Genomic DNA, 26,278 nt, shown 5'->3' on the forward strand with positions numbered 1-26,278 from the left:
GTGCGGCAGCGAGCTCGGATGGAAGGCGACCTCGCCGGCAACGTCAGCCGCCCCGAGCTCGTGTCCGAGTGGGGGTACGACGTCAAGTTCGCGGCGCACTACCTCAGGCTCGGCTACCAGGGCCTCGGTGTCATCGAGCACGGCACACTGCAGATGCCGCTCGAAGGTGAAGTGCGCGAGCACATCCTCGCGGTCCGCGCTGGCCAGGTCTCGTACGACGACGTCATCGCTGAAGGTGTGGAACTCGAGCGGAAGCTCGAAGCGGGTCTCGAGTCGACGAGCCTCCCCGAGAACGTCGATATGGAGTGGCTCAACGGATGGCTCGCCGGCGCCCACCGTCAGGCGTGGCGCAGCCAGCGATGGTCGCGGAACCTCACCCGGACGAACCGATAGCGAACGGACCGCACTAGTGACCGAAGCACAGGACCGCGCCCGAGCGGCCAAGATCAACGCCGACCCGCTCGCGAAACTCCTCCACGACGAGATCGAGAAGCTGCCGCACGCGCAACGGCTCTACCCGGACCTGTTCGCGCTCAGCCTGGCCGAACGGGTCCGGGCTGGTGGTCGTTCCTGCGCGACGCCGGCCGACGGTCTAAGGGGCGAGCTCCGTGAACTCGCCGAAGCGGCGACTCCTGGGGAGTGGCGGTACTACGAGACCCTGCACGGTGACACGCACGTCGTCGACGAGCGCGGATTCATCTTCGATGGAATGGTCGCGACCACCCCATACCAGCGGGAGAACGCGAGGTTCATCGCCGCCGCGAACCCGCAGGCGGTGCTCGAGCTGCTCCGGCAGGTTGACGAGCTCGGGGAGCTGGCCAGGCAAGCTGGCGCTCACCTCCCGTTCTCGGAGATGTACGACTTCTTCGAGAAGGTGCAGAGCATCCTCGGCGACGACGAATTCGACGATGAGGGCGACGATGACTGAGTGGTCGCCGACCGCAAGGCAGCAACGCGACCTGGATCTTGCCGTCCGTCACATCGGCCGGGCACTGGCCGCGCTTGGACGGGTCGGGATCCCGACCACGTCCGGTGATGGCCGGCAGCCGGGACTGTACGCGCTGATCGCCGCCGAGCGGTCGCTCGCAGAGGCGTCCGACTCGCTGATCGACGGGCTCGAGCTCGTCAGGCCGGTCTTCGATCTCGAGGAGGACCACCGTGAGTGAACGCCGGCAGGTGTGGGCATCGATGGGACGCGGAGAGCGCATCTTCTTCGCCCTGGCGTTGCCGTTCCTTCTGGTCGTGTACGCCGCCTCCTGGCTGCACGACTGGTACGAGCACGGCTAGATCCATCAACATCCGACCGCAGCCTCCCGCGCAACCCGCGCAGGGAGGCTGCGGTCATTTCCGGGACGAATTCGCCCAAGAGAAGCCCTGATCGAGCCATTTTTGACGATTCCGGCTGATAGCAGCACCCTCCGACATCGGAAAACCGCGCATGAGAAGTGCCAAGCAAGGATTGCTACCCGAAAACACGGGGTATCGCCAAGGATTGGCCGTCGGAAACAGGTCGATCTCTGCGCACCCTCAGAACTCGATATTGTCACTCCAACGGCACCGGGCGACGCCCTGACCCTACCGAAGGAGCTACACAGATGGACGAGACGCCCGACCCTACTTCGAGTGTGCCAGCACCATCCGACATTCCCGCCGACACCGGTGGGAAGCGGACGTTCAGCTGGAGTGGGCTGCCGCTTCGCAGCAAGATCGCGGTGATCGCCGCCGCGGCCATCGTCGTGACCGCGAGCGTCGGTGTTCCCGCCTACGCAGCGCATGCCGCACGGGTCGCGGACGACGAACGAGTCGCCGCAGCGGAAGCCGCTGCCGAGGAGGCAGCCGCCGAGCTCCGCGACGCCAAGTCCGACGCCGCCGAGTTCGACAAGTCCCTCGGCCAGGTCATCGACTTGGCGGCCGCGTACGACCCTGCGGCCGGCGCCGACCTGACGAGCGCACGGGAGAAGCTGACGAAGGCGATGAAGGGCGACGACCCGAAGGCGATCGCCCGGGCGCGGAAGTCCGCCGAGACCGCCCTCGCGAAGGTGGCTCAGTCCGCAGCAACCCAGGCGGAGTCCGTCGTCGCCGCGAAGGCCCTCGCTGATCAGGCGTCGAAGGACGCGCTCACCGCTGCTGCGAAGCAGCTCAGGGAGAACGCCAAGGGTGACGTCGCGCTCATCGTCACGGGCATCTCCGCCGCATCGCAGGCTGCTGCAGCAGCTGACGCGTCCCACGCTGCTGCCGAGGCAGCCGCTGCGGCAGCTGCCGCTGCCGCGGAGGAAGCAGCTCGCGCCCAGGCGGAAGCGTCAGGCGGCTCGAGCGGCGGGTCCTCCGGTGGCTCGAGCGGTGGTTCGTCTGGCGGCGGGTCCTCCGGTGGCTCGAGCGGTGGTTCGTCGGGCGGGTCGAGCGGAGGTTCGTCTGGCGGTGGGGGCGGGGGCGGCAGCACCGGAGGTGGCGGCTGGGTTCCAGACACCAACGTGTACGTCCAGAACAACGGGAACTACACGCCCGGCTGCAACGGGGCGCCCAGCTTCTGGTACGCCTCGCACGACCCCGGCCCCGGCGGTACGTCGATCGTCTCGTTCGGGTTCCCGTACGACTACTCGATCAGCGGCACCACCATCAACTTCTACGGGTGCGACATCTAGAACCACAGTCAGCATCTCTCGTCCTTCGTCTCTTCTTCGTGGAACACATGCGCGGGGAACAGGTGAAATCGACCCGTCGGGACTGGGCGTTCGTGGATCTTCACGAAGCCCAGTCCTGACGCCGTCTGGGCTACCGACGGGAGACCCATGCGCGGATGATCTGCCCTCTCATTCGGGCGACCGGCCGCGCATGCAGGCGGCATGAATCCATCCAGAAGAGCACCAGATCGCCCGGCCATCCCGGCTTTCCAGCCAAGAGAAGCCGCTCGTTCGCCGCATACCTACCAGTTGGAAGAGCGTTCCCGACGAGAGGTAGGGGTGGTCGCGTGAAGAAGCTCCAGTTCCACATCGAACAGCTGCGTGACCGGGCTTCACGTGCTCGAGTCAAGGGCGGCGTCCACCGTCGACTGAAGAGTCAGTGGGCGAAGGCCGGGATTGTCGCAGCAGCCACGCTGACGGTCACTGCGATCGTCGGCGGAAGCCTGACGCTCATCAGCTCGCCCGCGGTCGCCGCAGGCACCGGCGCCGGCTTCTCGAACCAGACCCCGTACGGCGGATTCCTCGGCAACTACATCGCCCCGGACGGCACCCGGATCTACTGCATGGACCCTGCGGCTGCCTGGCCCTCCGGCGGGACCGGCTACGGCGGTGAGGTCGGCTTCGTCGGCGGTGACGGCGCCGGAAGCTCCCGTGACCTCGGCGGCAACGAGATCAAGCAGCTGAACTGGATCCTCAACAACTACGGGCAGACCGCCGACCCAGTGCAGGCTGCAGCCGTCTCCGCCGCCGTCTACAACTTCACCTCGCTGAACCACCCGGACGGTCACCACTGGATCGACGGCAACGCCACGATCAACGCCTCGTACGACTGGATCATGGGGCAGATGGCCGCCCACTGGAACGACGGGGTCACCCCCTCGGGCCAGATCACCTTCCAGGTAGACGGCAACAACAACTACCTCGGTACGGTGACGGTCTCCGGTCTTCCCGGCGGCACCAGCCCAGGAACCATGACCCTGACCAACGGTGTGTTCTCGAACGGTGCGACCACCCTCGGCGGCATCGTGAACGGTGGCTCATACGCGATCCGCGGCGTCCCGCCGGCAGACGGCTCGGCGTACAAGATCTCGGCGTCTGCTTCGTTCACCGCCCCGGGTGGCACGAAGGCGGCGGTGAACATCTGGTACACCGGCGGTCAGCAGCGCACCCTGTCCGGTTCGGGCGGCACCAGCGGCAGCTTCACGCTCAGTGGAATCGACCCCGTGGGCCGCTCAACCGCCTTCGACCCCATCGTCACCACCCAGAAGACGACGGAGTTCCTCAATCCCGGCGATACCCCTCAGGACCAGATCAGCTTCTCGACCGCGACCGCGGCTCCATGGTTCCTGGCCGGAGCGAACTACCTGCGGATCAAGGCCAACGGCACCCTCTACGGCCCCCTCCAGGACGAACCCACCCGACAGGCAACCGTGCCCGCCGGCGCACCAGTGGCCGCACATTCCACGGTGACCACCACGAGCGCCCAGGGCCCGACCGCTCCCTACCTCGTCACCGCAGACACCGCGGTCACTGAGAGCGGTTACTACACGTGGGTATGGACGATCGACCAAGCCGATCAGGCTGCGTTCGCTGCCTCGATCCTGGCCCCGGGGTACCACTTCCAGGACGACTTCGGCATCCCAGCCGAGACGCCGTTCGTGGTCCCGTCGTTCGACACTGCGGCGACGCAGAAGTCCACGCCGGGCTCCACTGTCCGGGACACGATCAACGTGAACGGGGTGGTCCCCACCCAGGGGATCGACGTGATCTTCCGCGGGTACCTGCAGGACGCACCGGCTGTGGAGGGCGACCCGATCGTCGCGCGCTGCGACCCGTCGAACCTGGTGTTCCAGTCGGCGTTCCCGACCCGGATCGTGAAGGACGGCGACACCGCCGTCTCGAGCGAGGACTTCAACCTCGACATGATCCACATCGGCACGATCTACTGGGTCGCGGAGGCGAGCATCTCCGGCACTGTCGTGTGGACGGACGGGTGCGGCACGAACCCGAACGAGCAGACGAAGGTGACCGTCCCCGAGTTCTCCACGTCGGCGACCGCACAGTCAACGCCCGGATCCACCGCGACGGACACGATCAACGCGATCGGGTTCTTCCCTCCGGAAGGTGTGGACGTGATCTTCCGCGGGTACCTGCAGGACGCACCGGCTGTGGAGGGCGACCCGATCGTCCCTCGCTGCGACCCGGACAACCTCATCCACGAGTCCGCCACACCGACGCACCTCGCCGGCACCGACCAGGTGACGGGAAGCTCGGAGGCGTTCAAATTCTCCATGGATCACCTCGGCACCGTCTACTGGGTCGCCGAAGCCCGCATCGGCTCGACGATCGTCTGGACCGACGGTTGCGGCACCAACCCTGACGAAACCACCGTCGTCACCGTCCCGGAGTTCTCCACCGAAGCGGCCGCGTACGCGGTGCCGGCGTCGACGGTGAAGGACACCGCGAAGGTCACCGGGTTCCTCCCTCCGGAAGGTGTGCAGATCTCGTTCGCCGGGTACCTGCAGCCAACCGAGGAGGGCGCCGCTGCGAAGTGCGACCCGGAGAACCGGGTCTACCTGTCGACGACACCGCACCACGTGGCCGCTGAAGGCCTCGTGGACTCCGAACCGTTCCAGGTGGCGCAGGAGCATGTCGGCACCATCTTCTGGCAGGAGACGGCGACGATCTCTGACGTCGTCGTACACACCGGCGTCTGCGGTGCGGAGACCGAGGTCACGAAGATCGAACAGCCGAAGCTGTCCACGGTCGCGAGCCCTGGCTTCAAGGGTGAGGACGCCACGGACACCGCCACGATCGTCGGGCTCGTCCCGGACGGCGCGTACGTCACCTTCGCGGTGTACTACACCCCGCTCGGGGAACGGCCGGCGCAGACACCGGACCGGATCCTGAACACCAGCTGGTCGGAGAAGAAGTTCCCGGTCGCTGGTGCCAGCACCGCACCGTTCGGCCAGGTCGCGAACAACCAGGAGATCGTCGTCAACTCCGACGGGCAGAAGGTCGTCGGGCTCGGCACGTTCCACTGGGTGGCGACTCTGTTCACCGCGGACGGGCAGGTCATCCAGAAGGGCGAGTTCGGTGACCCGACCGAGACGGTGTCGCTGAAGCAGTCCCGGGTAAAGGGGATCATGGTCGACTCGCTCGAGTTCGCCGGCGGCAACTTCGGCAACGGCGGCCCGTGGTTCCTCGGCGGGCTTGCGACGCTGGCGTTCCTGATCGCCGCGGCCGCGGTGATCCTCGAGCTCCGCAGACGGCGCGCATAACCTGAACTGAGTGAGGCGGGGTCGGACCGGTTGACGGTCCGACCCCGCTCTCGTCTGCGTCCGCGCATGAGGGTGCCGAGAAGAAGGGAGTCCACAACGATGGACACGACACAGGCACTCCGGCTCGGCCGGGAACTCATGGCACAGCACGGACTGGCCGGCTGGACGATCTCCTACGACCGCGCGGAGATCCGCTCCGGGCTGTGCAAGTACGGTCCGAAGCAGATCACCCTCGGCAGGGCGTTCGTCGCTTCCGCTGGCGAGCCGGCTGTCCGGAACGTCATCCTCCACGAAATCGCACACGCTCTCGTCGGTGCGTACGTCGTCCGCTATGGCCGCCGTGTCCGATCCGGGCACGGACCGGAGTGGAAGGAGTTGGCCATCTCGATCGGCTGTGACGGGGAGCGCTGCAACAAGGACAACCCGCACGCGCAGTCGGTCCGGGAGCGGCAGGCGGCGGAGGCGTACAGCGCCGCCGGTGTCACCCTCGGCGACGACGCATGGACGGGCTCGGCGCAGTTCCCTCACCCGACCGCCGTCCGCGGTGACAAGATCGCCGCGTGCGGCCTTGTCGGGCGGGTGGAGAAGGTCGCGAACTCGAGGTACCACGTCAAGGCGGTCCGCAACGGGCGTGAGGGCGTGTGGACGGTTCCGTTCGCCACCGCCAAGTTCGTCGTGGCGGAGAACGGTGCGCCGGTGGAGCGCCGCACCGCCCCTGCGCCGCGCTTCACGCCCAAGGCACCGACGGTGACGTTCAGGAAAGACCTCCCCGTCGTCATCAACTTCCCCGGCAACGCCGCCCACGGCCTCACCGGCAAGGTCGTCCGGGTGAACCAGAAGACCGTGTCGATCGAAACGGATCGCGGCTCCTTCCGAGTGTCCCCGAACCTGCTCCGCGTCGCGTGAATGTTGCGGGGCCGGGTGGCAGACCCGGCCCCGCACACGTACCGCTGCGTGACGACGAACCTGAGCGCTGAGAACCGGTACCTGCAACGCCCGAACGGGAAGCTGAACGGCTCGGACCCCAAGCCGCAGAGCGCCGCAGAAATTTCGCTGCCCGGCCACGGGCAGGATTCCGCGCATGTCACAGGCATGACCTCTGCCACCCCGCAGGACATTCTCACGTCGGAGATCCCCGACCTGTGCGTGTTCGACCTTGAAACCACCGGCATCGACGTGTTCGACGCCCGCATCGTCACCGCCTACCTCGGCCGTGTCAACCGACAGAACCAGATCACCGGGTCGTACTCATGGCTGGTGAACCCCGGCATCGAGATCCCCGAAGGCGCAGCCGCAGTGCACGGGATCAGCACCGAAGTCGCCGTCCGCGACGGCCGCGACCCCGCCGAGTCGGTCAACGAGATCCTCACCGTGATCCGCCGCTCCATCAGCACCGGCCGGCCGATCGTCGCCTACAACGCCGCATACGACCTGTCACTCCTGAACGCGGAAGCCCGCCGGTACGGGCTCGACCCGATCGACGACTGGGGTGTGGTCATCGACCCACTCATCATCGACAAGAAGGTCGACAAGTACCGCCGCGGGAAGCGAACCCTCGAGGTGACCGCCGCGCACTACGGCATCACCCTGGAAGGCGCACACGACTCGATGTACGACGCGATCGCCACCGGCGCTGTCACCTGGCAGGTGCTCGGGACCATGATCGGGCACCGCGACTTCGGCGACTACCGCCTCTCCGAACTGCACGCGCTCCAGGCGGAGTGGGCCCGGGAGCAGCAGGAGTCGTTCCAGGCGTACAAGCGCAGCAACGGCGAGCCGGACTTCACCGTGGACTTCGGATGGCCTGAGCGCGACCCTCGCACTCCGTCGACGGAGGAGAAGGTCGTCTCGGCAGCAGCCTGACCTGCTGACCCTGTTGAAGGCGCGGCCGCGGATCGTTCCCGGCCGCGCCTTCGGCGTCAGTACGAGCCGACGGTAGCCAGCCGGTTCGCGGGGTTGTTCCGCATCGCCTTGAACATCTCCATCGCGTCGGAGGATGCACCGCCGCGGTCCCAGCCGGACAGGTACTCGTCGAGGAGGTCCACCCACGCACGGGGGAGACGGCCGTCACGGTTCGCCTTGACCTTCTCGATCACCCACATCGCCAGGGATCGTTCATGCTCGTCCGGGCTGTCACCGTTCGGCATCCGGTGCTCCTGCGATTTGAACATCGCCACCGCGACGAGCTCCACCTCGAACTGCTCCTGTGCGGACATCTGCCGCCACTCGGGGATCTGCTGGTCGAGCAGCACCTCACGGTCGGGGCGGAGGTCCCCGACGCGGAGCGCGTCTCGCTGCTTCGCCAGCCACCGGCCGGCCAGCCGCTCGTAGCCGACGTCGTCCGCCTGCGGCAGACGGCCGATCTCCGCGACCTGGTTCACCGCGTTCCGCAGCGACCACTTCCACTGGTTCTCCGCCTTGATGTCGTTCAGGGCGGCGTCATTCTCATCGAACATGCCCCACACATGCGCGGGTCCGCCGCATGTCTCCCTTCCTGGAACCGAACACCGGAGGAGCAACCGTGACCACCAACCCCGAACCCATCGCGATCGTCGAAGCCGAACGGGACCTCGCCGCCAACGACCTTCCACCACAAACCGACGACAAAGCCGCTGTGCGCATGGCCTCCGACCGTGGCCGTATCGGCGCCACCTGGACTTCAACCATCATCACCGGCGCAGTCGTCGGCGTCGTCCTGGCATTCGCGTTCTTCCCCGCGCATGGAGTGGGCGTCGGACACTAACCCAGCGAGGAGACACATTGGGAGCCGAGACCAGAACCACCAGCAGCACCGGAGCCTCGAAGGGGGTCAAGAAGCAGGCATTCGACCGCATCCCGCCCCGCGCCCTCAACGAGCTCGCGAAGCTGTACGGTCGTGGCGCCGCGAAGTACGCCCCCAACAACTTCCGGCTCGGGTACGAGACGCCGAAGTCGTTCGCCGCCGGCCAACGCCACGGGGTGCTCTTCTGGGCCGGTGAGGACTACGACACCGAGACCGGCTGCCACCACATCTCCTCGACGGTCTGGCACTTCTTCACGATCATGGAGTCGAACCAGACTCACCCGGCGTTCGACCGCCGCCCGTACGACGCACCGACGCGGGCGCTGAACGCTGCACCGCTTCACACGTCGAAGGTGCTGTCCCGGGCGCAACCCCCGAAGAACATCCCCACCCCGTACCGGCACGACCTCATCCCGCTTCACCCGTACGCGCGGGTCGCGGAGGTGTTCGGCGCCGCCCCGGAGATCCTGGAGCTTCTCGGGATCAGCGAGGACGCCCCGTTCATCAAGATCCCGGACAACGTGACCTACGGGACCCTGTACGGGCTCATGCAGTCGTACGCCCACCTGTACTGGTCCGGGGAGGACCTCGACGAAGCGACCGGGCTGCCGAACCTTGCGTTCGCTGCCGCGTACGGGATGCTGCTTCTCGAGCTCTCCCTGTCCCGCCCGGAGGCGGACGACCGGTTCCTCCTCGGCGCCCCGCTCGGGTTCGACTCGGTGCCAGCGGCCGTCACGATCCCCGCCCCGAAGGACGCCCCGTCGGCTCTGTTCGTGGCTTCCGCGAACGCTGATTCGCAGGTATCGCTTTCGGTTTGACAGCCCTCTGATGGCACCTAAACTGAACGGCGCCGGGTAGCGGACCGGCCCCAAAGGTTCCGCTGCCCGGCACTCACCGTTTGTCAGCCGTGAAGGTCCTCGAATGCAAGACGTTGTCTCAGCAGCGAGGACCCTCGCGGCTGGCGTGTCTTCAGGGCCTTGGCGCGTCGTGTACCAGGACGCTGCAGGCGGCCGGCACCCGGTGGGGCTCGCCGGGCCTGTGAACGACGTCTTCGATGGCGTGGATCATGTCGGCGACGTCTGCGAGTTCCGAACGCGTGACGCCCAGTTCATCGCCGCAGCACGCACGATCGTTCCGCTGCTGGTCTACGAGGTCGACCGTCGCGACGCGGAGATCAGGCGCTTGCAGGAACAGGTCGCGCAGCTCACCGGAGCGTCCCCGGACGCCGCCAGGAGCCCGCTGAGACTCGTCTCCTAGATCTTGCCGGTCGCGGCCCGCCACGACGCGTTCAGCGCCCGGTAGCGGCGCATCGAAGCGTCCGTCCACCCGTGAGCCTTCTGCAGCTTCGAGACGGTGTCCTCCTCGCCGAACGACGCGAAGATCATCCACAGCTCCGCGTCGAGCTTCGACGTCTCGAGCGCGCGGCCGCCCTTGGCGAGGTTCACCGTCACCGCTTCCGCGAGCTTCGGGAGCGCGTCGTACTTCCGCTCCTCCACGACCAGGCGGGCGGCTTCACGGCGGTGCTCGAGCGCCTGCCGGGTGAGGAGCTCCGCGCGGCCGTCGAGCGCGCCGGCTCGGGCGGGTGCTTCGGCACGGTCCGTCGACGCTTTCGACACGGTCGCGAGGCCGAACGCGCCGACGATGAGGCCAAGCAGGGCAGTCCAGACGCCTGGGTTTCTCCACCAGTCGGACGCTTCACCGCTGGACCAGATAGCGCCGAGCAGCACCACCGCGGCGCCGGCGACGGTGATCCCGACACCGGGGGAGACGACGAAGAGGATGCCGCGTTCACCAGACCGGCGTTCCGCTTCCGCGCGAGCGCGGAGGGCTTCGGCGTCACGTTCGAAGGACCGGGCTTGCTGGATCTCCACCTCGGATTGGCGGGACTTCGCGGTGGTCGTCATGGGGTCCTTACAGTGCGGAAGATCGGCGGATGCCGCCCCTGAGACATGCGGCGAACCGCGCATGTGAGTGCTGAAACGAAGAGACGAAGGGTACGTAACTGAGATGACGAAGCACGAGCAGAACCGCGCCACCGACCGCCTCGCCGAACTCGGCGCGATCGTCGCCGAACTCCAGTTCGGGACCGGACCCGCCGACCCTGTCGAGGTCGCACGCGCGGTCGTCCAGGAGGTCGCGATCTCCCTCCTCCAGCTCCGCGAACTCGTCGACTTGGACGCCGAGCTCGAACGTCTTCGTTCCGCGCATGGTGTCCTCGCAACCGTTTGAGAGGAACCCATGGCTGACGGCAACGACGCACGTGTCGCCGCGTACGACCGAGCCCGCGCCTCGGGCGTGAGTGCTGAGTCGTTCAACGACATCTGGCGGGCAGCGTTCGCGGCCGGCAGGACAGCGGGCCCGCACTTCGACAACGCTCCGGCCGTGACCGGCTACCTGACCGGCGCTTCCCGGTCCTGAGCGGCGGCGACGCACCAACCCGCGCATGTAGCTCCTGGCGCGCCGTCGCGCGCCGCCGAAGGAGACCAGTGCACACCATCACCCCCGCCCAGGCCGACCGGAGACCCGGCGCCGATGGGTAGGGAGATGCTCGGCTGGGACGCAGCGCACTGGTACTACCGGTACGCGTGCGAATGGTGCGAACACACAACCAAACGCCACCGCGGCTGGCGCGCCCCAGAGCGGAAGATGCGCCGCCATGAACGGAAGAAGCATCGTGGCCAGGAGAAGCCCGCCGCGGCGCTTCCTGTCGAGATGCTCCAGCATGAGCCGGTCGACCTGTCCACCAACACGGTGCGAATCGGTATCCCCGCCCAGGTGGACGCAGCAGCCGAATGGGCGGCCGTCCGCGCCCAAGCCGCGGAGGTTGAACGCCGACGCCGGGAGGAAGCGCAGCCGGACGCGACGGCCCTCGCCGCGGCGCGCAGCGCCAGCTACCTCAAGGCTGCGGAGACGATCAAGCGGCGGCAGGCGGAACAGGCGAAACGGGATGCGTTCGCAGCGGAACGGGAGCGGCTGGCTGCGCTCGAGGCGGCGGGCCAGGTCGCAGCTTAGCTAGCGCCGTCGCCGTCGCCATCGCCGTCTTCCTCGTCCTCTTCCGCGAGCCATTCCAGCAGCTGCGTGAACGCTGACGGCTGCACACCCGAAGCCTGCTCGATCCGGACACGCTCCTCCCGGGCCGGTGCGTGCTCCTCGCAGAACAGCTTGTCCCCGACAGTCGTCCAATACGTCCCGACACCGCAGACGTCGCACACCGACCCGATCTCCACCAGGTCGAACACCTGCGACCCGAACTTCCCGCAGTGCTTGCAGAAGCCGGCGCCGTTCCGGTACCCGCGCGTCTCCCACTCATGACCCGGGCAGCCCGCGTACCGCTGGAACTTCGCCCACGCGGCATCCTCCGCATCCTCAACCGTCGCACCCTCACCGCGGATGAACGTCCCCTCCGGGAACGCCTCGACGAACGCGGTGCGGTACGAATCGCCGCCGGAACGGCTCAACACGATGCCGTGACCGCCGCCCTGGATGAACATGCCGGCGGGCCACGGATGGCGGGACTCGACGGTGGTGTTGGCGATCAGCATGAAGAGGTCATGCGCGGTCGGCAGGTCTCCGGAGGCCGACGCTGAGACCGGCGAGCATAAGTGCAAGGAGTCCTTCGACTGGCGCGCCAAGGACGCAGACCATCGGTCCGACTATCGAGACAACGACGAAGGTGCACGCAGTCGCAACGCTGGAGGACCGAAGGCTCGCTCCGGAAGCTTTCATGGTCCAGAACGCGGCGGCGGTCCACATGAAGGGCACCGAGTAGATGTAGGCCGCGCCGATCGGGCTGATAGGAACGTCCCAGACCGAAGCTCCAAAGTCCTGCCAGCCTGATGCTCCCTCCGAGCAGGCCGCAAACCACAACGCAAAGTGGGTCAGAGAGGCAACGAGAGTGAGGTAGCGGGCGACCGTGGCGGCCGAGAACCTCATACCGCCACCGCGGCCCGGATCCCCGGATGCGGTTCGTACCCGATCACCTGCAGGTCGTCGAATTCGTAGTCGAACACGGATGCCCGTTCTGCGAGCTGGAGTTCGGGGTAGGGCCGCGCGTCGCGGCTGAGCTGCAGCTTCACCTGTTCGACGTGGTTGGCGTAGATGTGGGTGTCACCGCCGGTCCAGACGAACTCGCCGACCTGGAGGCCTGTTTGCGCGGCGATGAGGTGGGTGAGGAGGGCGTAGGAGGCGATGTTGAACGGGACGCCGAGGAAGAGGTCGGCGGAGCGTTGGTACAGCTGGCAGGAGAGCTTGCCGTCGGCGACGTAGAACTGGAAGAGCGCGTGGCACGGCGGGAGTGCCATGTTGTCGATCTCGGCTGGGTTCCAGGCGGACACGACGAGCCGGCGGCTGTCGGGGGTGTTGCGGATCTGTTCGATGACCTTGGAGATCTGGTCGATGGTGCCGCCGTCACCGTCCGGCCATGAGCGCCACTGCTTCCCGTAGACGGGTCCGAGCTCGCCTTCCTCATCGGCCCACTCGTCCCAGATGGTCACTCCGCGTTCCTGCAACCATCGGACGTTCGAGTCGCCCCGGAGGAACCAGAGCAGCTCGATCGCGATCGATTTCCAGTGCACCTTCTTGGTGGTGAGGAGCGGGAAGCCGTCCGCGAGGTCGTAGCGGATCTGACGGCCGAACACCGAGTAGGTGCCGGTGCCGGTCCGGTCGGTCTTGAACGTGCCGTGCTCGAGCACGTCGCGGAGAAGGTCTTCGTACGGCGTGGGGATGGCGTTCATGCGCGCACCGCCAGAAGCTTGTCGACGATCCCGCGGAACGTGTCGGCGCCGTCTTGGAGTTCGGCGGGGGAGTGTCCGTCCCAGCCTGGGTGGAGCGCGAGCGCGACGGCTTCGTGAAGTTCGAGGTCGTCGCGGAGTGCGAGGAGGGTCTCGGCGGTCGCTTCGTCGAGCTGGCCGATGGCCTCGTCGACGGCTGAGAAGTCGGTCACGTGGTTCCTTTCGGGGTCGCATGGAAGACATGCGGCGGCCGAGGGGATCATGCGCGGCGAATCTTTTTCCAGCAGCGGCCGCCCATCCCGTACGTTGCGAACCGACCCCTTTGGACGAACGGAGCAGAGCCTTGAAGAAGCCCTACCTCGCCGTCGCCGCGGCCGCCGCGATCGCGTTGACCGTCACCGGCTGCAGCGGCAGAAGCGATGCGGAGATCGCCCAGTACGCCCGCGACGCGAACACGATGCACTTGGAGACCCTCACCGACCAGGAGATCGCAGTCGCGGTCCGTACCGGATGCGACCTGGTCGACGACGCACCCAACCTCCGCCGGTGGGCTGAGCTCGTGTACGCAGCCCACCCGTTCCTGCTTCGTCCTGAGAGCGCGAAGAACCTCGCGCAGCTCGGCATGGAGATTCAGTGCCCGGACCTGCTCGCGCAGCTGGGAGAGCTCGACTCGAGCGGCATCTGACGCATGTCCCCTTCACGACCGTTCTGGAAGGAGCCTTACTCGATGCCGTTCACGCTCAGGCAGCAGTCGGGAAACCTCATCCGGGAAGCCCGCGCGGCGGGCGGAATTTCGCTCGAGCAGGCGGCGGCGGTCGCCCAGTCGACGGTATCGGCGATGGAGGAGATCGAAGCCGGCGTGCTGGAGCCGACGTTCGAACAAGTCGAACGGATCCTCTGGTACGCCGGCTACCGGCTGGTGCCGGCGCCGGTCCTGCGCGGCGACTCGCTGTTCTGGGCGGTCGCCGTTCGCGCGAGCTTGGACGCAGGGGACGAGGAAGGTGCGTTCCGGGCGTGGCTGTCGTTCAGCGACGGGCTCGCCAAGGAGCGCGGCGCCAACAGGGTTGCGCTGGCGCTCTTCCCAGCCCCGGAAACCGGGTCCGACCTGTGGGACGCTGCGTTCGCCGCGGTCGTTGAGTACTGGCTGGTGAAGGACGGACTGCCGATACCCGACTGGGTCGGTGGCATCTCACGGTTCCTGCAGGCACCGACCCAGCTCCGGCCCGCCCGGTACTCCCCGAAGGTCGCCAAGAAAGACGTCCCGACCCCGTTCCTCCGCAGGAACGTCTACATTCACGAGGCGATGTTGCAGAGCGTCTAACGATCCTCGTCGTCCAAACGGCGCGCCTCGTCGATCTCTTCCCTTTCCCGCTGACGTTCCCGGCGCTCCCGGTCCTCGCGGATCCGTTCTTCCTCCGGCGTCTTGTTCGACATGCGCCCTCTCCGTCGAGCTTCCAGCGACCCCTGACGCCGCAACGGACAACGTACCCCTTCGACCGGGGCCCGGATAGGATCCGAGCATGCGACGCGACGACGCGGAAGCGCACGGCGATGCCTGACCCTGGAGTAACCGGGCTGCCATCCGGTCTGCTCGGGCTCATCGCCGTCGTGGCCGGCATCGGAATCGTCCTGCTCGTCGGGTGGCTCATTCAACGCTCCGAACAGAAAGGGCAGGCCGAGCGGGCAGCGAAGCAGGCCGCGGAGGCCCGAGCGACCGCTGCAGCGACGGCCTCGACGACAACACCGTCCGCACCAAAGCGGCCAGCTCAACCGGCCCAGCCTGACGAGACCGACGAGCTCCTGGCCGCCGCCACCGCCGCCTACCGAACCCTCGTCGTGCAAGAGCGAGAGTGCAAGGCGCTCAGGGACTGGATGCGAAGGTTCGATGTGACCTCCCAGTCCGCGCTCGTCCATCAGCACGGGGAGTCCCCGGGGAGCATCAGTTGTCCTGCCTGCCACTACGAGGCTCTTGAACTCACCACCCTGAAGCTCGAGGACCTTGATCCCGGTCCGATCGACGATCCTTGGAGTGAGCTGGTTTTCGACAGCGAGGAGGAGTACGCCGAGTTGGCGGCCAGTCTCAGCGAGGAGGAACTGGATGAATGGGCTCGTGGGGCGGCATGGCAGAACGCCGTCCTGCGACGGATCCCGGACGGCGACCACACCCACCAGACGTTCCTTCGCCGCCGGATCGACTATCTGCGGTCGCCGGAAGCGCTCGGCCCGAAACCAGCCCACACCCATTCGGACAGCACACAACATCCTGGCTGCCCAGCCTGCCGGTACGAGCACTACCGGCGCCCGCTGACCTAAGCGGAGATGCCGGGCGTGCTGTCCGTTTCCACCCATTTCCCGTCGTCACCGCGGACTTCCACGCGCAGGTGACTCGAGTTGGCGATCTCGGCGGCGGCGTACTCTTCGGGCGTCTGCCGGCCTTCCCGCCGAGCTCGTTCGAGGGCGAGCCAGTACTGGAACTTCGGGGACTCGGCCATCTTCTTCCAGGCGGCCTTCTTGTTCCGCAGTTGGGAGCGGTCGTCGACGGCGCGGCCGGAGGCGCCTGAGGCGAGGTGGGTGATTTTCACGCCGGCGTAGGTGCGGTCGCGGTGCTGGCCGCCGGCGCCGCCGACCATGAATGTTTCGACCTTGCAGTCGTCGAGGGTGACGGAGAACATGAGCTCGCGCTCGGGCATGGTGGTGCCTTTCCTGAGTGGTGTGGGTGATGCGTGGGCGCCCGGCCGTGCCGGGCTGCACTCAGGTGGGGAAGGCGGTGTTCAGCCAGACGTCTCCGCCGGCGATCTCACGGATCTGCTTGAGCGGGACGGTCTGGCCTTCGAGGTGGCCGAACGTGTCGGTGATCCCCGGGTCGGTGATCGGTCCGGGGAACGCGGTGACGACGGTGCCGGCGTCGTCGAGGATGAGGACGCCGAAGTCGGTCTCCGGCTTAGCGGTGACTTCGATGACAGCGGAGCATGCAACACCGGGCTTGGTGCGGATCACCCGGATCGGGGTGGCGGGGTCCAGCCCGGCGGAGTTGAGGACGCCGAGCACTCCTGGGGTGAACACGAGCAGGTAGCGGTGATCGGGGAGGAATGCGCCTGGGTCGGACCAGCCGCGGGCGACGAGCTCGAGACGGTCGTCCCCGTCGAGGGTGCCGCGCTGCTGCTCGACGAGCTCGACGATGTCTTCGAGCTTGGTGATGCCGTACCCGGTGAACGTTGACCCGGGGGTGCCGGGGTCGCCGAAGTGCTTCCGGTCGGTCGCGTCGTAGTACGCGGCCCGGTCGGATTCACGGGGGACGGCTGGGTGCGGCATGGCTTCCTACAGATCGAGCAGGTGGACGGTCTGTTCGATCATGCGCGGAACGAGGCGGGCGCGGTGCAGCTCCTCGTCGATGGCGGCTCGGACGTCCGCCTGGTCGGAGTACTTTCTGGCGCCGACACGGAACCCGACGGGCATCATGTCGGTGACGGCGAAGGTGCAGGCGAGGTCTTCCGGGTAGTTGGATTCCAGGTCGAGGATAGACAGCGCCGGTGCCATCCCGAGGAGGCGGGTGACGTCCGCGGCGATCGCGGTGACGGCGTCTCCTGCGATGTCGAGCGCCACGTTCGTCGGGTCCTGACCGCCGCGCTCCCGGCGTTTCCGCATTCCGTACCGGGTGGCGAACTTCTGGTGGGTCTCGTCGATCATCTCGGCGTCGAGGGCGTGGAGCGCACCGATGGTCGCCCCGTCGACCGCGACGGCGTCGCCCATCCGGGCGGCGTACACGCGGCGGGTGGCGCCGTCGCGGAGCTCGTCGCTGGCGAAGATGTACGCCTGGGACTGGACGAGCGACTCGATCGGGAGCGCTTCGGGTTTCCAGCTGTGATCGCCGACGGTGCTGATGAGTCGGACGGCGGCTTCCGTGAGGATCTTCTCGGCTGCCGGGGTTGGGCTGGCGCCGTGGCCGAGGCCTATGATCACGTGACCTTCGGGAAGAGTGATCGGCTGGCGTGCGGTGTCCGCGTCTTCCTCTTCGACGGAGACGACGGCGAGGCTGTTGCCGGACTTGACGATGCGGGCGTAGTCGATCTGTGCGTAGTGGATCGAGCTGGGGCCTTCGGCGCTCCGGCTGACGGTGGTGAACTGCAGTGGGGTGGTGCGCATCAGGCTGCGGCTCCGATCAGGATCATGCCGCACCCGAAGGAGCGTGCTCGGCCGACGCCGGTGGCGAGGAGTTCGTCCAGCGCGTCGGGGTCGGTGATGGTGGCTGTGGCGTCGACGGTTTCGACGATGAGTGGTGACCGGCCGCTGTGGTCGACCCGCCGGTTGGTGTTGAGGACGGCGAGGTCTTCGAGTGCGCCAGCGGTGCGTTCCGCGATCCAGGTCTCGATGTCGTCGACGGGGCGGACTCCGCCGGCCCGGGAGCGTCGGATCGGGTTCACGACGGCGCGAACGGAGACCCGGGTGCCCGCGGCTGGGCTCGAGGATTCGGTCACGGTGCGAGCTCCGTCGGGGAGGCGCGTCGGCGCGACCGCGGAGCGGACGATGATCCGGTCTCCGAACTCCGCGAACAGCACTTGGCTGGTCGCGCGTCGCTCCTTCGCGGCCCCTGGGAGGTCGTGGGGGAACAGCTCCATGACCTGGCGGTGCCGGTCGTTGAACCGCGCCGCCAGTGAACGGACGGGAACTTCGGTGAGGTAGCTCACGCGGCCCTCCATTTCTGCAGCAGTTCAGATCGGTTGGTGCACCGCTCTGGGTGTACATGCGCGGTCGCGTAGCTTCTCGGGCTGTTCAGGTGGTGGAGCGGCAGCGCCGGGGCGGTCGACGCGGTGGGAAGCTGCTCGAGCACGGTTTCCGGTGTGCCTTGGGTGATGCCGAGCCGGAACGGGAACGTGGGTGAGAAGGCCTTCCTCCCGAGGTAGGTCATGAACTCGGGGTTCCGGATTGCGTGGTCGACCGTGTCGACGACGCCAGGGTCCGGATGGGTAATCGCCACGATGAACTCGGCGTCGGCGAGGAACGACCGGTGCGTCGTCATGGTCGTCGCACCGTGCGCGGACCATTTCGTTCCCTTCCCGGTGGGGACGGCGAAGTCGGCGGTTCGCCGGTCGGCGCCGAGGGAGCCGATGTACCGCTGCCTGGTGCGGGATGAGGCGACCGCGGCCGGCGGTGCTGAGATGGTGTGGAAGTCGTTCACGGCCGTGCCAGGCTTGTCGACCCGCACCCAGATGTCGAGCTCGTCGAGCCATGGAGCGTCGACGTCGCGGGTGATGCCGGCGGCTGCAGCGATGAGACCAAGGACCGCTGACCTGGTGGGGACACCCTCGGTGGGGCGGGTCGTGAACGGGGAGCTCGCGTACGACTGGGCGGGCCCTGCGAACCGCAGGAGCAGGGTGGTCAAGCGAGCGCCCAGTCGACGATGAATTCGGTCAGGTGGCGGATGCCGCCCTTCCCGGCGCCGGGGAGGTCCGGCGCCAACCCGGCCTGAACCCCGGAGATGAACGCGGCACCGATCGCGTCCGGGTCGTAGTCGCGCGCCTGGGTGGCCTGTTCGAAGAGCGCGTTGACGGACGGCTCGAGGTAGCCGCCGGTGGGCAGCGCTGCGACCGGCGTCTCGAACTGGTACCCGAACCGGTACGCCTGCTGCTCGGCGAGAATGACCGCTGGTCTGGTCTCCGCGGCGGACCCGTTCTTCCGGCCCTGGGGGACGGTCTCGATGAGCGCCCGGACGAACTGCTCCAGCTGTTCGCGGGTCCGGTCGCCGTCGGCGCCGGTCCAGGAACGGCGAAGCTGCTTCCGGTCGATGGTCTGGGTACGGTAGTAGACACCGGTGGTGTGGGACGCCTGAGACCAGTGCGCGGCACCGCGCGAGGCGAGATCGTCGATGGCGGTGAACGTGTCGAACCCGATGCTGATCGGATGGGTGGTCACTGCCGGGGACACGGCAACTGCGGCTTCGGTGGCGACGTCGGGCTGGTTGGCGAACATCCGCCCGAACGCAGCGATCGCCAGGCTGCCGGTGGCGCCAGCGAATACGTCCTCAGTCTCGGGGCGGTCCCCGCGGGCGATCGCAGCCGCGGCGATCTCCACCTCCTCGTCGGAGATCCAGATCGCCGTGTCGGAGTCGCGATCTCCGGCCTTCACTTCTGCGGCGATGCGCTTGTCTTCGGCGGCGCGGTCGAACTCCGCCATGTACGCGTCTACGTCGCCGTCCTTCGGTGCTTTCCGTTCGTGCGCTGCACGGGCCGCTTTGTCCTTCGCTGCCTGCGCGGTCTCCGCGCTGGCAGTGTTCTTCGTCAGCTTCGCGATGAGGGTTCGGGCGGTGGCGTCCGCGGCAGCGCGGTCGAACGGTGCGTCACCGGCGATCTGTTCGGCTCGGTCGGCGATCCGTCCCGCGAGATGCCGGGACCGGACCGACCCCGTCGCGGCGGCGAGCTCTTCGTAACGGATGCGTGCTGCACGCTTCTGTGACTGGGAGGACAGCACCCCTCGGGTCACGCCACCTTCGACGAGGGTCTTCGGTGCGTGCCGGTCGTCGCGGTTTCGGTTGTGGTAAGGCAGCGCGATCAACTGGTGGATGGTCAGGAAGTCGTGGGTCACGGGCGGCTCTTTCCAGTTGGTGCGAAGAAGGTGTGGGCAAAATCGCGGCGGACGCCGCGGTCGTGCCAGTGGCGGATGGTGTGGACCAGGTCGAAGATCGAGACGGAGATCATGTCGTTCTCGAGGCGTCGGGCAAGCCGCGCGAACATGGGGAGCGCAACGGTGTCTGGGGTGTCTATGAGCTGGCCGACGTCCGCCGGTACCCCTGACGTGTGCTCGACAGGTGTGCCGTGCAGGTCGGAGAGACGGCGGAGCGCGTCCGGCAGTGAACGTTCGGAGTGGATCAGCTTCGGGTGGGCGGCAGCGATGCCGAGCGCGGAGAGTGTCCGGTCTGGGTCCTTGACCTGTCCGAGTTCGGCGCGGAAGCGGGCTCGGAGGCTGTCCCGTCCGGGCTCGGTGAGCCCGCGCGCGAGGTCGGCTCGAAGGTCGACGGTGGATGCGTTCAGGTACTTCTTCACCATCCGGTTCACAGCCGCGTCGTCGCTCCCGTCGGGGGTGCGCCAGAAGCTCGAGGCGATCGACGCACGCCCTGTTGCGATCGCCGCGGCAGTCCGAGTGTTGAAGAACGGCTCGACGGCCCGGTCGAACGCGGCGAGCTTCGCCTCGCGGATCCGGTCCAGCAGTCCGTCCGGTGTTCCCCCGGCCATGATCGTCGCGACCGCTTCTTGGATCGCCGGCTCGAGCGCTGCGTGGAAGTGCCCGACGGCGGCGCGGTAAACGGCCTGGTACTGCGAGTGAGGTTCCGTCCGGCCTCGTTCACCGACTTGCGGTGGGAAGACCGCCTGCAGGGCACGGCCGAGCGCTGCTTCGGGGTTCCGGGCCGCGGTGTTCCCGATGTCTGCGATCAGCTCGCGTTGAACCTGGTCGACGTCGAGGATCCCGGATTCGATGGTGAACCATGTCGCGGTGGTTGGTGAGGTCACACCCTTGTTGATGGCAGCGACTTCGAGGACGTCAACGCCTGCGTCCACATGGATGAGGCCGTGCCGGAGTTCCGGGCTTGCCGCGTCGACATGCCACGCGCGGAGGTTCTGCGCGGTGGAGTTGGTCCGTGTGGCGCCTGCAAACAGCAACTGCAGGTCAGCGCGCCCTTTCACCTGCTTGGTGAACCACACACGGGTCGGGTCGTTCTCCGCGGCCTGACGAAGCTGCGCGGCGACGGCTTGGCTGTGCACCTGCTTGTCGAGCCCGGACGGGAAGCCTCCGGTGAGTACGGTGTCGAACTCGAACGAGGTCGGGTTGAACTGGAGGAGCGCGGCGGACGCGGTGAACGTCGCTTCGGAAAGCGACCCCACTGGGTGGTCGATCCTGAACGGCGACGCCCACGCCGGCAGCGTGTCGTCGTCGACCCAATGCTGGTGCGTGTTCGCGAGAAGCAGCTCGGCGATACTGGCCCCGGACCGGAAGAACGTCAGCGCCGTCTTCACGCCTTCAGGGTCACCGGCGCCGTACATTCCGACGGACCCGCCGACCCGGTACATCTTCTTCCCGTCGATGAACGTCCAAGAGTTCGTCGCGCAGCCATAGAACCAGTTCGTGACGAGCGCGACGAACGCCTCAGCTGGGGAGAGGGACGTCCCGGTGAACGGGCCGCCGGCCGTGTCGAACCAAGCCCTGGACGCGGGTCCCGGGATGCGAGGGAGGAGCGTTGATGCCGGCTCGCCCGGCTGGTCGGATTCGTCGTACAAGTCGAGCTCGGCGCACTGCAGGAACGGGGTGTCCGGGTGGAGCAACCAGAGGTGCTCGTCGACGGCGTCGAGCGCGTCGGCGACGTCAACCGGGTCGAACCCGTCTCGTGCGCACCGTTCAGCGTCGTCAGCTCCGGCGACCCTCATGACCAGCACTGTGACGCTGACCAAGAAGCGGATCATCGCCGCGAGGGAGAGCGGGTCTCGGATCTCCAACCGTTCGATCTCGTGGGCGCGCGCGAACGTCGCGTCCAAGTCGAGCAGCTGCCGTCGACCGTTGACACGCACCGGGATGCATGGGACGGTCCGGACGGACAGCCGCGGGGATGGCTTCACTCCGAGGACATGCGCGGGTGTGGGCTGGAAGCAAACCATTTCCTACTATGCGCCGTTGGGGGAGGGCAGTCGTAGAGTCGTGCCGTGACGAACTTCGACGAGCACGCCGTGACCCTCGACGCCGCGGGCGACGCCATCCGATTCGAGATCCTTCACCGATACTTCGGCGCGACAGTCTCTCCGCCCGACGCCGACGGGATCCTGCCGCGAATCGCGTCGATCGCGAGCTACCTCGAGCAGTACGTCGGCCGGCTCTCCACCGGGCTTGCCGCCTCACCGAACGAGTTCGACCTCTACACCGCGCGCGAAGGACAGGATCTCCCACCCGGCGCCCTGGTCAACCTTGCCGGCGGCAAGATGCTCGAGGCGCAACAGCACTTCCACGCCGCGATGCGCGCACTCCAAGAGGCCGAGAAGTACACGACCTGGGTCGGCTACCACACCGAAGAAGAGGGCGCCGAGCTCGCGCGGTTACAACAGGAACACACTGCGGCGTCGGAGGCCGATCGCACGTAGCCGGGACTGTCCATTGCGAGCTCGGCGGCGTGCCCGGGAGGCGCTCTATCCGAAGGGCCATCCCTGAACCCCAGACTATTCAGCCTCGGTGAGGACGAAGGGTTCCACCTCGGGGATCTCTGGGATCTCGCTTCCCGCTCTTTCCTGGATGGCAGTTGCCCGCTCGATCGAGCCCATCGGTTCCAGCTGCTGGAGGCCATACATGCTGCCATCCAGCATGACTCCCGTGGCCAAGTCGACCCCGTACAGGGTGGCGGCCGTCACGAGACCACCTGTTTCGCATTCGAACCAGACGGCCGCGTACGCGTCCCGGCCGACTTCACCCGTCAAATACAACGTGTACGACTCATCGGACGTGTAGCTTCCCCCTGGGGAAACGGTCCACGTCTCGCCACGATGCTCAAGCACGGCCGGCCAGTACAGAACGGGCTCGCCTTCAGCCGTGCTCGGTTGGGCCAGGGTTCGACATCCCACCAGAGCTTCGTCACCGAGGTTGAGGAGTCCGGTCCGCACTGCAATCACAGCGGACACTCCGGGGTCGGCCGCTTCGACGAACATCCCGTACGATTCGGCGCGGGCCCGCACTTCGGGGACGGCATCTTCCGACAGCTTGAGTGAGCGCTCGCTGATCTCGAGCGCTTTGTCAGTCTTCACGGTCGTGATGATCAGGCCTATGACGGAGACGGCGATCGCTAGGAATGCGAACGAATTCGCGACCCATGGCGAGCCGAAGATGCCACCTCTGGATGGTTCGGGCTGCGACATTTTCTGAGTATCGTCGTTCCCGGCACGCCTTGTATACGGTAGCCGCTCTGAATTACTTCGTCAGTCTCCAGCCCACGCCCCGCCGGTCAGCCCGAGCAACGAGTCGTACCCGTACGGCTTCGTGAGCTCGACGACGTGGACGTTCTTGAACGCCGCAGACTTCGGCTCCCAGCGGGCCCCGTCCACAATGGCCTCCCGGAGCAGAGGCATCCTCTCCCTCTTCTTCAGGGTCATCGTCAGTGTCGACTTCAGCATCTCGCGCGCGGTCTCGCCTGTCGCCTCTGCAGCCTCGGCAACGGTTCCCCGCCACGCGTATGAGGACTGACCGGTCGGGTCGATCAGAAGGAACGTCTCCTGGTCCTGGTCGATGAACCTGGTTGCAGCTTCGTCGAGGTCGTGACGGGTGGTGAGCTTCGACAGCTGCTGGAACGTCACGCCTCGGTCGAGGACGCCAGGTCGGCTGCCGGCCCCGCGGAACGGGATGGTGACGTTCCCGGCTTTCCGGGCTCGGCGAAGGTCAGCGAAGTATTCGTCGTGCCGGTCAGTGGCGGAAACGTTCGTCTCGTACTCGACCTCCTCCGCGGTGATCGATGCAGCGTCGACGAGACGCTGCACGTCGCCGGGGATCGCGATCGGGCTCTTCATCTGCTCGAGCGCAGCCTTCGTGCGTTTGAGCTCGGCCATGAGGTACGGGTAGCGGGCGACGGGAGAGAGCGTGTCCTCGTAGGCGTCGTCGAGCGCGGCGATGATGTCGAGCACCGGACCGACCCCGAATCGGGTGCGCCGGTGCACCCACCCGTCGGAGGTTGGCGTGGAGTGCCGCCAGAGACGCCCGGCTCGCTGGATGAGAGACGGGGCTGGGGCGAGGTCGGTGATCATCACGTCGAAGTCGACGTCGAGTGATGCTTCGATCACCTGTGTGCCAACAACGACGATGCCGCCGTCGCCGGCGTCCTTCCCGGCCGCTTCGAGGACCTGCTCGGAGATCTCCATGCGGTGCCCGGCGGTCATGCGGGAGTGGAAGACGACGACGTCGTCAACTTGCCGGGCGAGTTCCTTGCCGATCTGGATCGCGCGGTCGACCTGGTTGACGACCACCGCGATCTTCGCGTTCGGGTTCTTCCGGTGGGCGGCCGCTGCAAGCCGGACATGCTCCGCGACGAGCGCCTGCCCCCGCACCTCATGTATCCGGAAGTTCAGGTCGTACTCCCGCCTCGAGGAGACCGCCGACTGGGTCGCCGCGCCCTCATGCACGGCGGTGACTCCCGGGTAGATCGCTTCGGCAGGCTCGGCGCCGGCGTACGCGCCCGCGTATCGCTTCAGGCGGAACTCTGGCAGGGATGCGGAAAGGAGTGTGACGCGGGTGTCGGTCCTGCCGCACCAGTGGAGCATCTCCTCGAGCAGAGTCGACTGGTACGTGTCGTACGTGTGGACTTCGTCGAGGATGACATGGCGGTTCGCGATCGCGGTGAGCCGCATGAACGACCGGCGCTGCGCGAGCGCGCCCAGGAGGACTTGGTCGCAGGTGGACACTGACAGCGGCGCGAGGAGCGCCGTTGCAGGGCCAGACAGCCAGTCGTTCGGTGTGAGTCCTGGCCCGTCGTGCTCGTGGCCGCCACACCCGTCGGTGTCGATCCGCGCCTCTTCGCCGCGAGCTGCGTAGAACGAGTTCAGCATCGCGTTCCCGTGCAGGATCGCGGCGTAGTTCGGTGTGTTCCGGTACGTCTTCTGGATCCGGTCCCACATCGCGTCGGTGGTCGCGCGGGTCGGGAGGGCGAACAGCATCCCTTCGTCAGGGTCGGTGGAGTGGCGAAGCAGCGCCGCCTCGGTCTTCCCGTCACCGGCCGGGACGGCAGCGACCCAGAGCCCCCGGCCGACGTTCAGCGCTTGCTTCTGCAGGTCGCTGAGGTGCTCGACATGTTCGCCCATGACGTCGGCGACGGCGTCGTCGATGCGGTTGTACACGCCGAGGGTGTCCTGCAGGATGCCCGGCATCCGTACGGCCCGGGCGTTGAACCACCCGACCGGGTCCGATGCTGCATCGATCCGGTGGCGGCGGCCGGCGGCGAGGGTGGATGACGTCGATGCGATCCAGTCGGCGATCGAAACGAGACCGGAGAGCAGGATCACCGCTTCGGTGTGGTGGGCGTTCAGCGGGGAGCGGAGGTCGGCGATCGTCACGCCGGTCGCCTCGAGCACCGCCCCGATGTGCGCCTGCTGCTGCTCACCCCATCGGCCGCCCGTGAGCTGCCCGAGGATCCTGTCGATCCCGAACCCGGCTTTCACCTGGTCGCGGTCGAGACCGAGGTCATGCGGGTGGTACCTGCCGTGGTGGGCGCCGAGCACGGCTGCGGCCCAGTTGTCGGCGACGGTGGTCAGCTTGCCCGGCCAGACACCGGCCACGACGTACAGGGTGACCGCTTCATGCCGCCGGGCGGCGGCCGCGGCGCCGGAGAGCTCACCGTTGCGGGGGTCGAGGTCGAGCGGGCCGAGCCCGGAGCCGCATCGCGGCTGGCTGATGTCGTATCCGCGGGCGCCGAGGTCGGCGAGGTGGCCGGGGATGAAGTCGTCACGGAACCATTCGGTGTCTTCGGATCCGAACTGGCCTTGGAAAACGGCGTTGATCTTTCCGACGTCGTGGACGCCTGCGAGGGCGGCGTACATCGCGCGAGCTTTCCCAGGGTCGCCGGGGGAGAGGGCGGCGGTGAGCAGGTCACGAAGACCTGACCGGAGCCAACGGTCCCAGACGGCGGTGGCGGCCGCGGCGGTGTCGAGGCTGTGCTGGATCAGCGGGTACGGCGCGTATCCGGGTCCGCCGAGCTTCCCCCAGAGGGACGGGTCGACGGTGGTGCGCGCGGTGGAACGCAGGTTGGGGCCCATACCCGCTCCTGTGCGGGCGCGCAGGAACCGGCTGGAGACC

General features: G+C 67.3%; 32 protein-coding genes. 18 read left to right on the forward strand and 14 right to left on the reverse strand.

The window, feature by feature from the left end; translation table 11 throughout:
• The 8 genes from GH736_RS01870 to GH736_RS01900 all read left to right on the forward strand — a co-directional run.
• Positions 1-393, forward strand: a 393-nt coding sequence (locus tag GH736_RS01870) for a hypothetical protein (RefSeq protein ID WP_203230625.1), incomplete at its 5' end; no start/stop codon positions are given.
• 16 nt (positions 394-409) lie between these two features.
• Positions 410-928 (forward strand): ead/Ea22-like family protein, encoded by a 519-nt coding sequence (locus GH736_RS01875; protein WP_159599717.1) that lies wholly within the window; start codon positions 410-412, stop codon positions 926-928.
• A complete protein-coding gene (locus tag GH736_RS01880; RefSeq protein WP_159599719.1) occupies positions 921-1,166 on the forward strand; it encodes a hypothetical protein in 246 nt (81 codons plus the stop codon). Before GH736_RS01875 ends, GH736_RS01880 begins: the two co-directional genes overlap by 8 nt.
• On the forward strand, positions 1,159-1,287 hold the full coding sequence (locus GH736_RS25485) for a hypothetical protein (protein WP_268891226.1): 129 nt from the start codon (positions 1,159-1,161) through the stop codon (positions 1,285-1,287). The genes GH736_RS01880 and GH736_RS25485 overlap by 8 nt, the downstream gene beginning before the upstream one ends.
• A gap of 308 nt (positions 1,288-1,595) precedes the next feature.
• Entirely contained in the window at positions 1,596-2,642 is a 1,047-nt protein-coding gene (locus GH736_RS01885; protein WP_159599721.1) for a cell envelope integrity protein TolA, read from the forward strand.
• Between the two features lie 326 nt (positions 2,643-2,968).
• Entirely contained in the window at positions 2,969-5,962 is a 2,994-nt protein-coding gene (locus GH736_RS01890; protein WP_159599723.1) for a Cys-Gln thioester bond-forming surface protein, read from the forward strand.
• 99 nt (positions 5,963-6,061) lie between these two features.
• Positions 6,062-6,868, forward strand: a complete 807-nt coding sequence (locus tag GH736_RS01895; protein WP_159599725.1) for a SprT-like domain-containing protein — start codon at positions 6,062-6,064, stop codon at positions 6,866-6,868.
• 48 nt (positions 6,869-6,916) lie between these two features.
• Positions 6,917-7,825 (forward strand): 3'-5' exonuclease, encoded by a 909-nt coding sequence (locus GH736_RS01900; protein WP_235933798.1) that lies wholly within the window; start codon positions 6,917-6,919, stop codon positions 7,823-7,825.
• Between the two features lie 56 nt (positions 7,826-7,881).
• Here the strand turns inward: GH736_RS01900 and GH736_RS01905 are convergent, their stop codons facing one another.
• A complete protein-coding gene (locus tag GH736_RS01905) occupies positions 7,882-8,418 on the reverse strand; it encodes a hypothetical protein (RefSeq protein WP_159599727.1) in 537 nt (178 codons plus the stop codon).
• 65 nt (positions 8,419-8,483) lie between these two features.
• Here GH736_RS01905 and GH736_RS01910 point away from each other — a divergent pair, with 65 nt between their 5' ends.
• The 3 genes from GH736_RS01910 to GH736_RS01920 all read left to right on the forward strand — a co-directional run bounded on the left by GH736_RS01910 (position 8,484) and on the right by GH736_RS01920 (position 10,001).
• Positions 8,484-8,705 (forward strand): hypothetical protein, encoded by a 222-nt coding sequence (locus tag GH736_RS01910; protein WP_159599729.1) that lies wholly within the window; start codon positions 8,484-8,486, stop codon positions 8,703-8,705.
• Positions 8,706-8,722: 17 nt separating this feature from the next.
• Complete coding sequence (locus tag GH736_RS01915; RefSeq protein WP_159599731.1) at positions 8,723-9,562, forward strand: dATP/dGTP diphosphohydrolase domain-containing protein; 840 nt, start codon at positions 8,723-8,725, stop codon at positions 9,560-9,562.
• Positions 9,563-9,764: 202 nt separating this feature from the next.
• Complete coding sequence (locus GH736_RS01920; RefSeq protein ID WP_159599733.1) at positions 9,765-10,001, forward strand: hypothetical protein; 237 nt, start codon at positions 9,765-9,767, stop codon at positions 9,999-10,001.
• On the opposite strand, the gene GH736_RS01925 is transcribed toward GH736_RS01920, so the two are convergent.
• Entirely contained in the window at positions 9,998-10,648 is a 651-nt protein-coding gene (locus GH736_RS01925) for a hypothetical protein (RefSeq protein ID WP_159599735.1), read from the reverse strand. The two genes, GH736_RS01920 and GH736_RS01925, sit on opposite strands and share 4 nt — an antisense overlap.
• 103 nt (positions 10,649-10,751) lie before the next feature.
• On the opposite strand from GH736_RS01925, the gene GH736_RS01930 reads away from it, so the two are divergent.
• The 3 genes from GH736_RS01930 (at position 10,752) to GH736_RS01940 (ending at position 11,756) form a co-directional block, all read left to right on the forward strand.
• Complete coding sequence (locus tag GH736_RS01930) at positions 10,752-10,973, forward strand: hypothetical protein (protein ID WP_159599737.1); 222 nt, start codon at positions 10,752-10,754, stop codon at positions 10,971-10,973.
• A gap of 9 nt (positions 10,974-10,982) precedes the next feature.
• Positions 10,983-11,162, forward strand: coding sequence for a hypothetical protein (locus tag GH736_RS01935; RefSeq protein WP_159599739.1), 180 nt, complete (start codon positions 10,983-10,985; stop codon positions 11,160-11,162).
• Between the two features lie 126 nt (positions 11,163-11,288).
• Positions 11,289-11,756 carry a hypothetical protein gene (locus GH736_RS01940; protein ID WP_159599741.1) on the forward strand — a complete coding sequence of 156 codons (468 nt, stop codon included), beginning with the start codon at positions 11,289-11,291 and terminating at the stop codon, positions 11,754-11,756.
• On the opposite strand, the gene GH736_RS01945 is transcribed toward GH736_RS01940, so the two are convergent.
• From GH736_RS01945 to GH736_RS01955, 3 genes are all read right to left on the reverse strand, one after another.
• On the reverse strand, positions 11,753-12,286 hold the full coding sequence (locus GH736_RS01945) for a hypothetical protein (protein WP_159599743.1): 534 nt from the start codon (positions 12,284-12,286) through the stop codon (positions 11,753-11,755). The genes GH736_RS01940 and GH736_RS01945 overlap by 4 nt on opposite strands.
• A 387-nt stretch (positions 12,287-12,673) precedes the next feature.
• Positions 12,674-13,477 carry a thymidylate synthase gene (locus tag GH736_RS01950; protein ID WP_159599745.1) on the reverse strand — a complete coding sequence of 268 codons (804 nt, stop codon included), beginning with the start codon at positions 13,475-13,477 and terminating at the stop codon, positions 12,674-12,676.
• Positions 13,474-13,686, reverse strand: a complete 213-nt coding sequence (locus GH736_RS01955; RefSeq protein WP_159599747.1) for a hypothetical protein — start codon at positions 13,684-13,686, stop codon at positions 13,474-13,476. The genes GH736_RS01950 and GH736_RS01955 overlap by 4 nt, the downstream gene beginning before the upstream one ends.
• 131 nt (positions 13,687-13,817) lie before the next feature.
• Between GH736_RS01955 and GH736_RS01960 the strand changes: the two genes are divergently transcribed.
• From GH736_RS01960 to GH736_RS01970, 3 genes are all read left to right on the forward strand, one after another.
• The gene (locus GH736_RS01960) at positions 13,818-14,159 is read left to right on the forward strand and encodes a hypothetical protein (RefSeq protein ID WP_159599749.1); all 342 of its coding nucleotides are present in this window, start codon (positions 13,818-13,820) and stop codon (positions 14,157-14,159) included.
• Positions 14,160-14,201: 42 nt separating this feature from the next.
• Positions 14,202-14,795 (forward strand): helix-turn-helix domain-containing protein, encoded by a 594-nt coding sequence (locus GH736_RS01965; RefSeq protein WP_159599751.1) that lies wholly within the window; start codon positions 14,202-14,204, stop codon positions 14,793-14,795.
• Between the two features lie 230 nt (positions 14,796-15,025).
• Complete coding sequence (locus GH736_RS01970) at positions 15,026-15,787, forward strand: hypothetical protein (RefSeq protein WP_159599753.1); 762 nt, start codon at positions 15,026-15,028, stop codon at positions 15,785-15,787.
• Here the strand turns inward: GH736_RS01970 and GH736_RS01975 are convergent.
• From GH736_RS01975 to GH736_RS02005, 7 genes are all read right to left on the reverse strand, one after another.
• A complete protein-coding gene (locus tag GH736_RS01975) occupies positions 15,784-16,164 on the reverse strand; it encodes a peptide chain release factor family protein (RefSeq protein WP_159599755.1) in 381 nt (126 codons plus the stop codon). The genes GH736_RS01970 and GH736_RS01975 overlap by 4 nt on opposite strands.
• Positions 16,165-16,225: 61 nt before the next feature.
• The gene (locus GH736_RS01980) at positions 16,226-16,786 is read right to left on the reverse strand and encodes a hypothetical protein (protein ID WP_159599757.1); all 561 of its coding nucleotides are present in this window, start codon (positions 16,784-16,786) and stop codon (positions 16,226-16,228) included.
• 6 nt (positions 16,787-16,792) lie between these two features.
• On the reverse strand, positions 16,793-17,617 hold the full coding sequence (locus tag GH736_RS01985; RefSeq protein ID WP_159599759.1) for a CRISPR-associated endonuclease Cas1: 825 nt from the start codon (positions 17,615-17,617) through the stop codon (positions 16,793-16,795).
• Entirely contained in the window at positions 17,617-18,159 is a 543-nt protein-coding gene (locus GH736_RS01990) for a type I-E CRISPR-associated protein Cas6/Cse3/CasE (protein ID WP_159599761.1), read from the reverse strand. The genes GH736_RS01985 and GH736_RS01990 overlap by 1 nt, the downstream gene beginning before the upstream one ends.
• Complete coding sequence (gene cas5e, locus GH736_RS01995; protein WP_159599763.1) at positions 18,156-18,854, reverse strand: type I-E CRISPR-associated protein Cas5/CasD; 699 nt, start codon at positions 18,852-18,854, stop codon at positions 18,156-18,158. The genes GH736_RS01990 and cas5e overlap by 4 nt, the downstream gene beginning before the upstream one ends.
• On the reverse strand, positions 18,851-20,053 hold the full coding sequence (locus GH736_RS02000; protein ID WP_159599765.1) for a type I-E CRISPR-associated protein Cas7/Cse4/CasC: 1,203 nt from the start codon (positions 20,051-20,053) through the stop codon (positions 18,851-18,853). The genes cas5e and GH736_RS02000 overlap by 4 nt, the downstream gene beginning before the upstream one ends.
• A complete protein-coding gene (locus GH736_RS02005; RefSeq protein WP_235933799.1) occupies positions 20,050-22,116 on the reverse strand; it encodes a type I-E CRISPR-associated protein Cse1/CasA in 2,067 nt (688 codons plus the stop codon). Before GH736_RS02005 ends, GH736_RS02000 begins: the two co-directional genes overlap by 4 nt.
• 45 nt (positions 22,117-22,161) lie before the next feature.
• On the opposite strand from GH736_RS02005, the gene GH736_RS02010 reads away from it, so the two are divergent.
• The gene (locus GH736_RS02010; protein WP_159599769.1) at positions 22,162-22,593 is read left to right on the forward strand and encodes a hypothetical protein; all 432 of its coding nucleotides are present in this window, start codon (positions 22,162-22,164) and stop codon (positions 22,591-22,593) included.
• 75 nt (positions 22,594-22,668) lie between these two features.
• Here GH736_RS02010 and GH736_RS02015 read toward each other — a convergent pair whose 3' ends face one another.
• Both GH736_RS02015 and cas3 read right to left on the reverse strand, forming a co-directional pair.
• Positions 22,669-23,358, reverse strand: a complete 690-nt coding sequence (locus tag GH736_RS02015; RefSeq protein WP_159599771.1) for a hypothetical protein — start codon at positions 23,356-23,358, stop codon at positions 22,669-22,671.
• A gap of 60 nt (positions 23,359-23,418) precedes the next feature.
• Complete coding sequence (gene cas3 / locus GH736_RS02020) at positions 23,419-26,238, reverse strand: CRISPR-associated helicase Cas3' (protein WP_159599773.1); 2,820 nt, start codon at positions 26,236-26,238, stop codon at positions 23,419-23,421.
• Between the last annotated feature and the right edge of the window lie 40 nt (positions 26,239-26,278).

The sequence above is a fragment of the Agromyces humi genome, from assembly GCF_009720255.1.
Classification (GTDB): Bacteria; Actinomycetota; Actinomycetes; order Actinomycetales; family Microbacteriaceae; genus Agromyces; species Agromyces humi.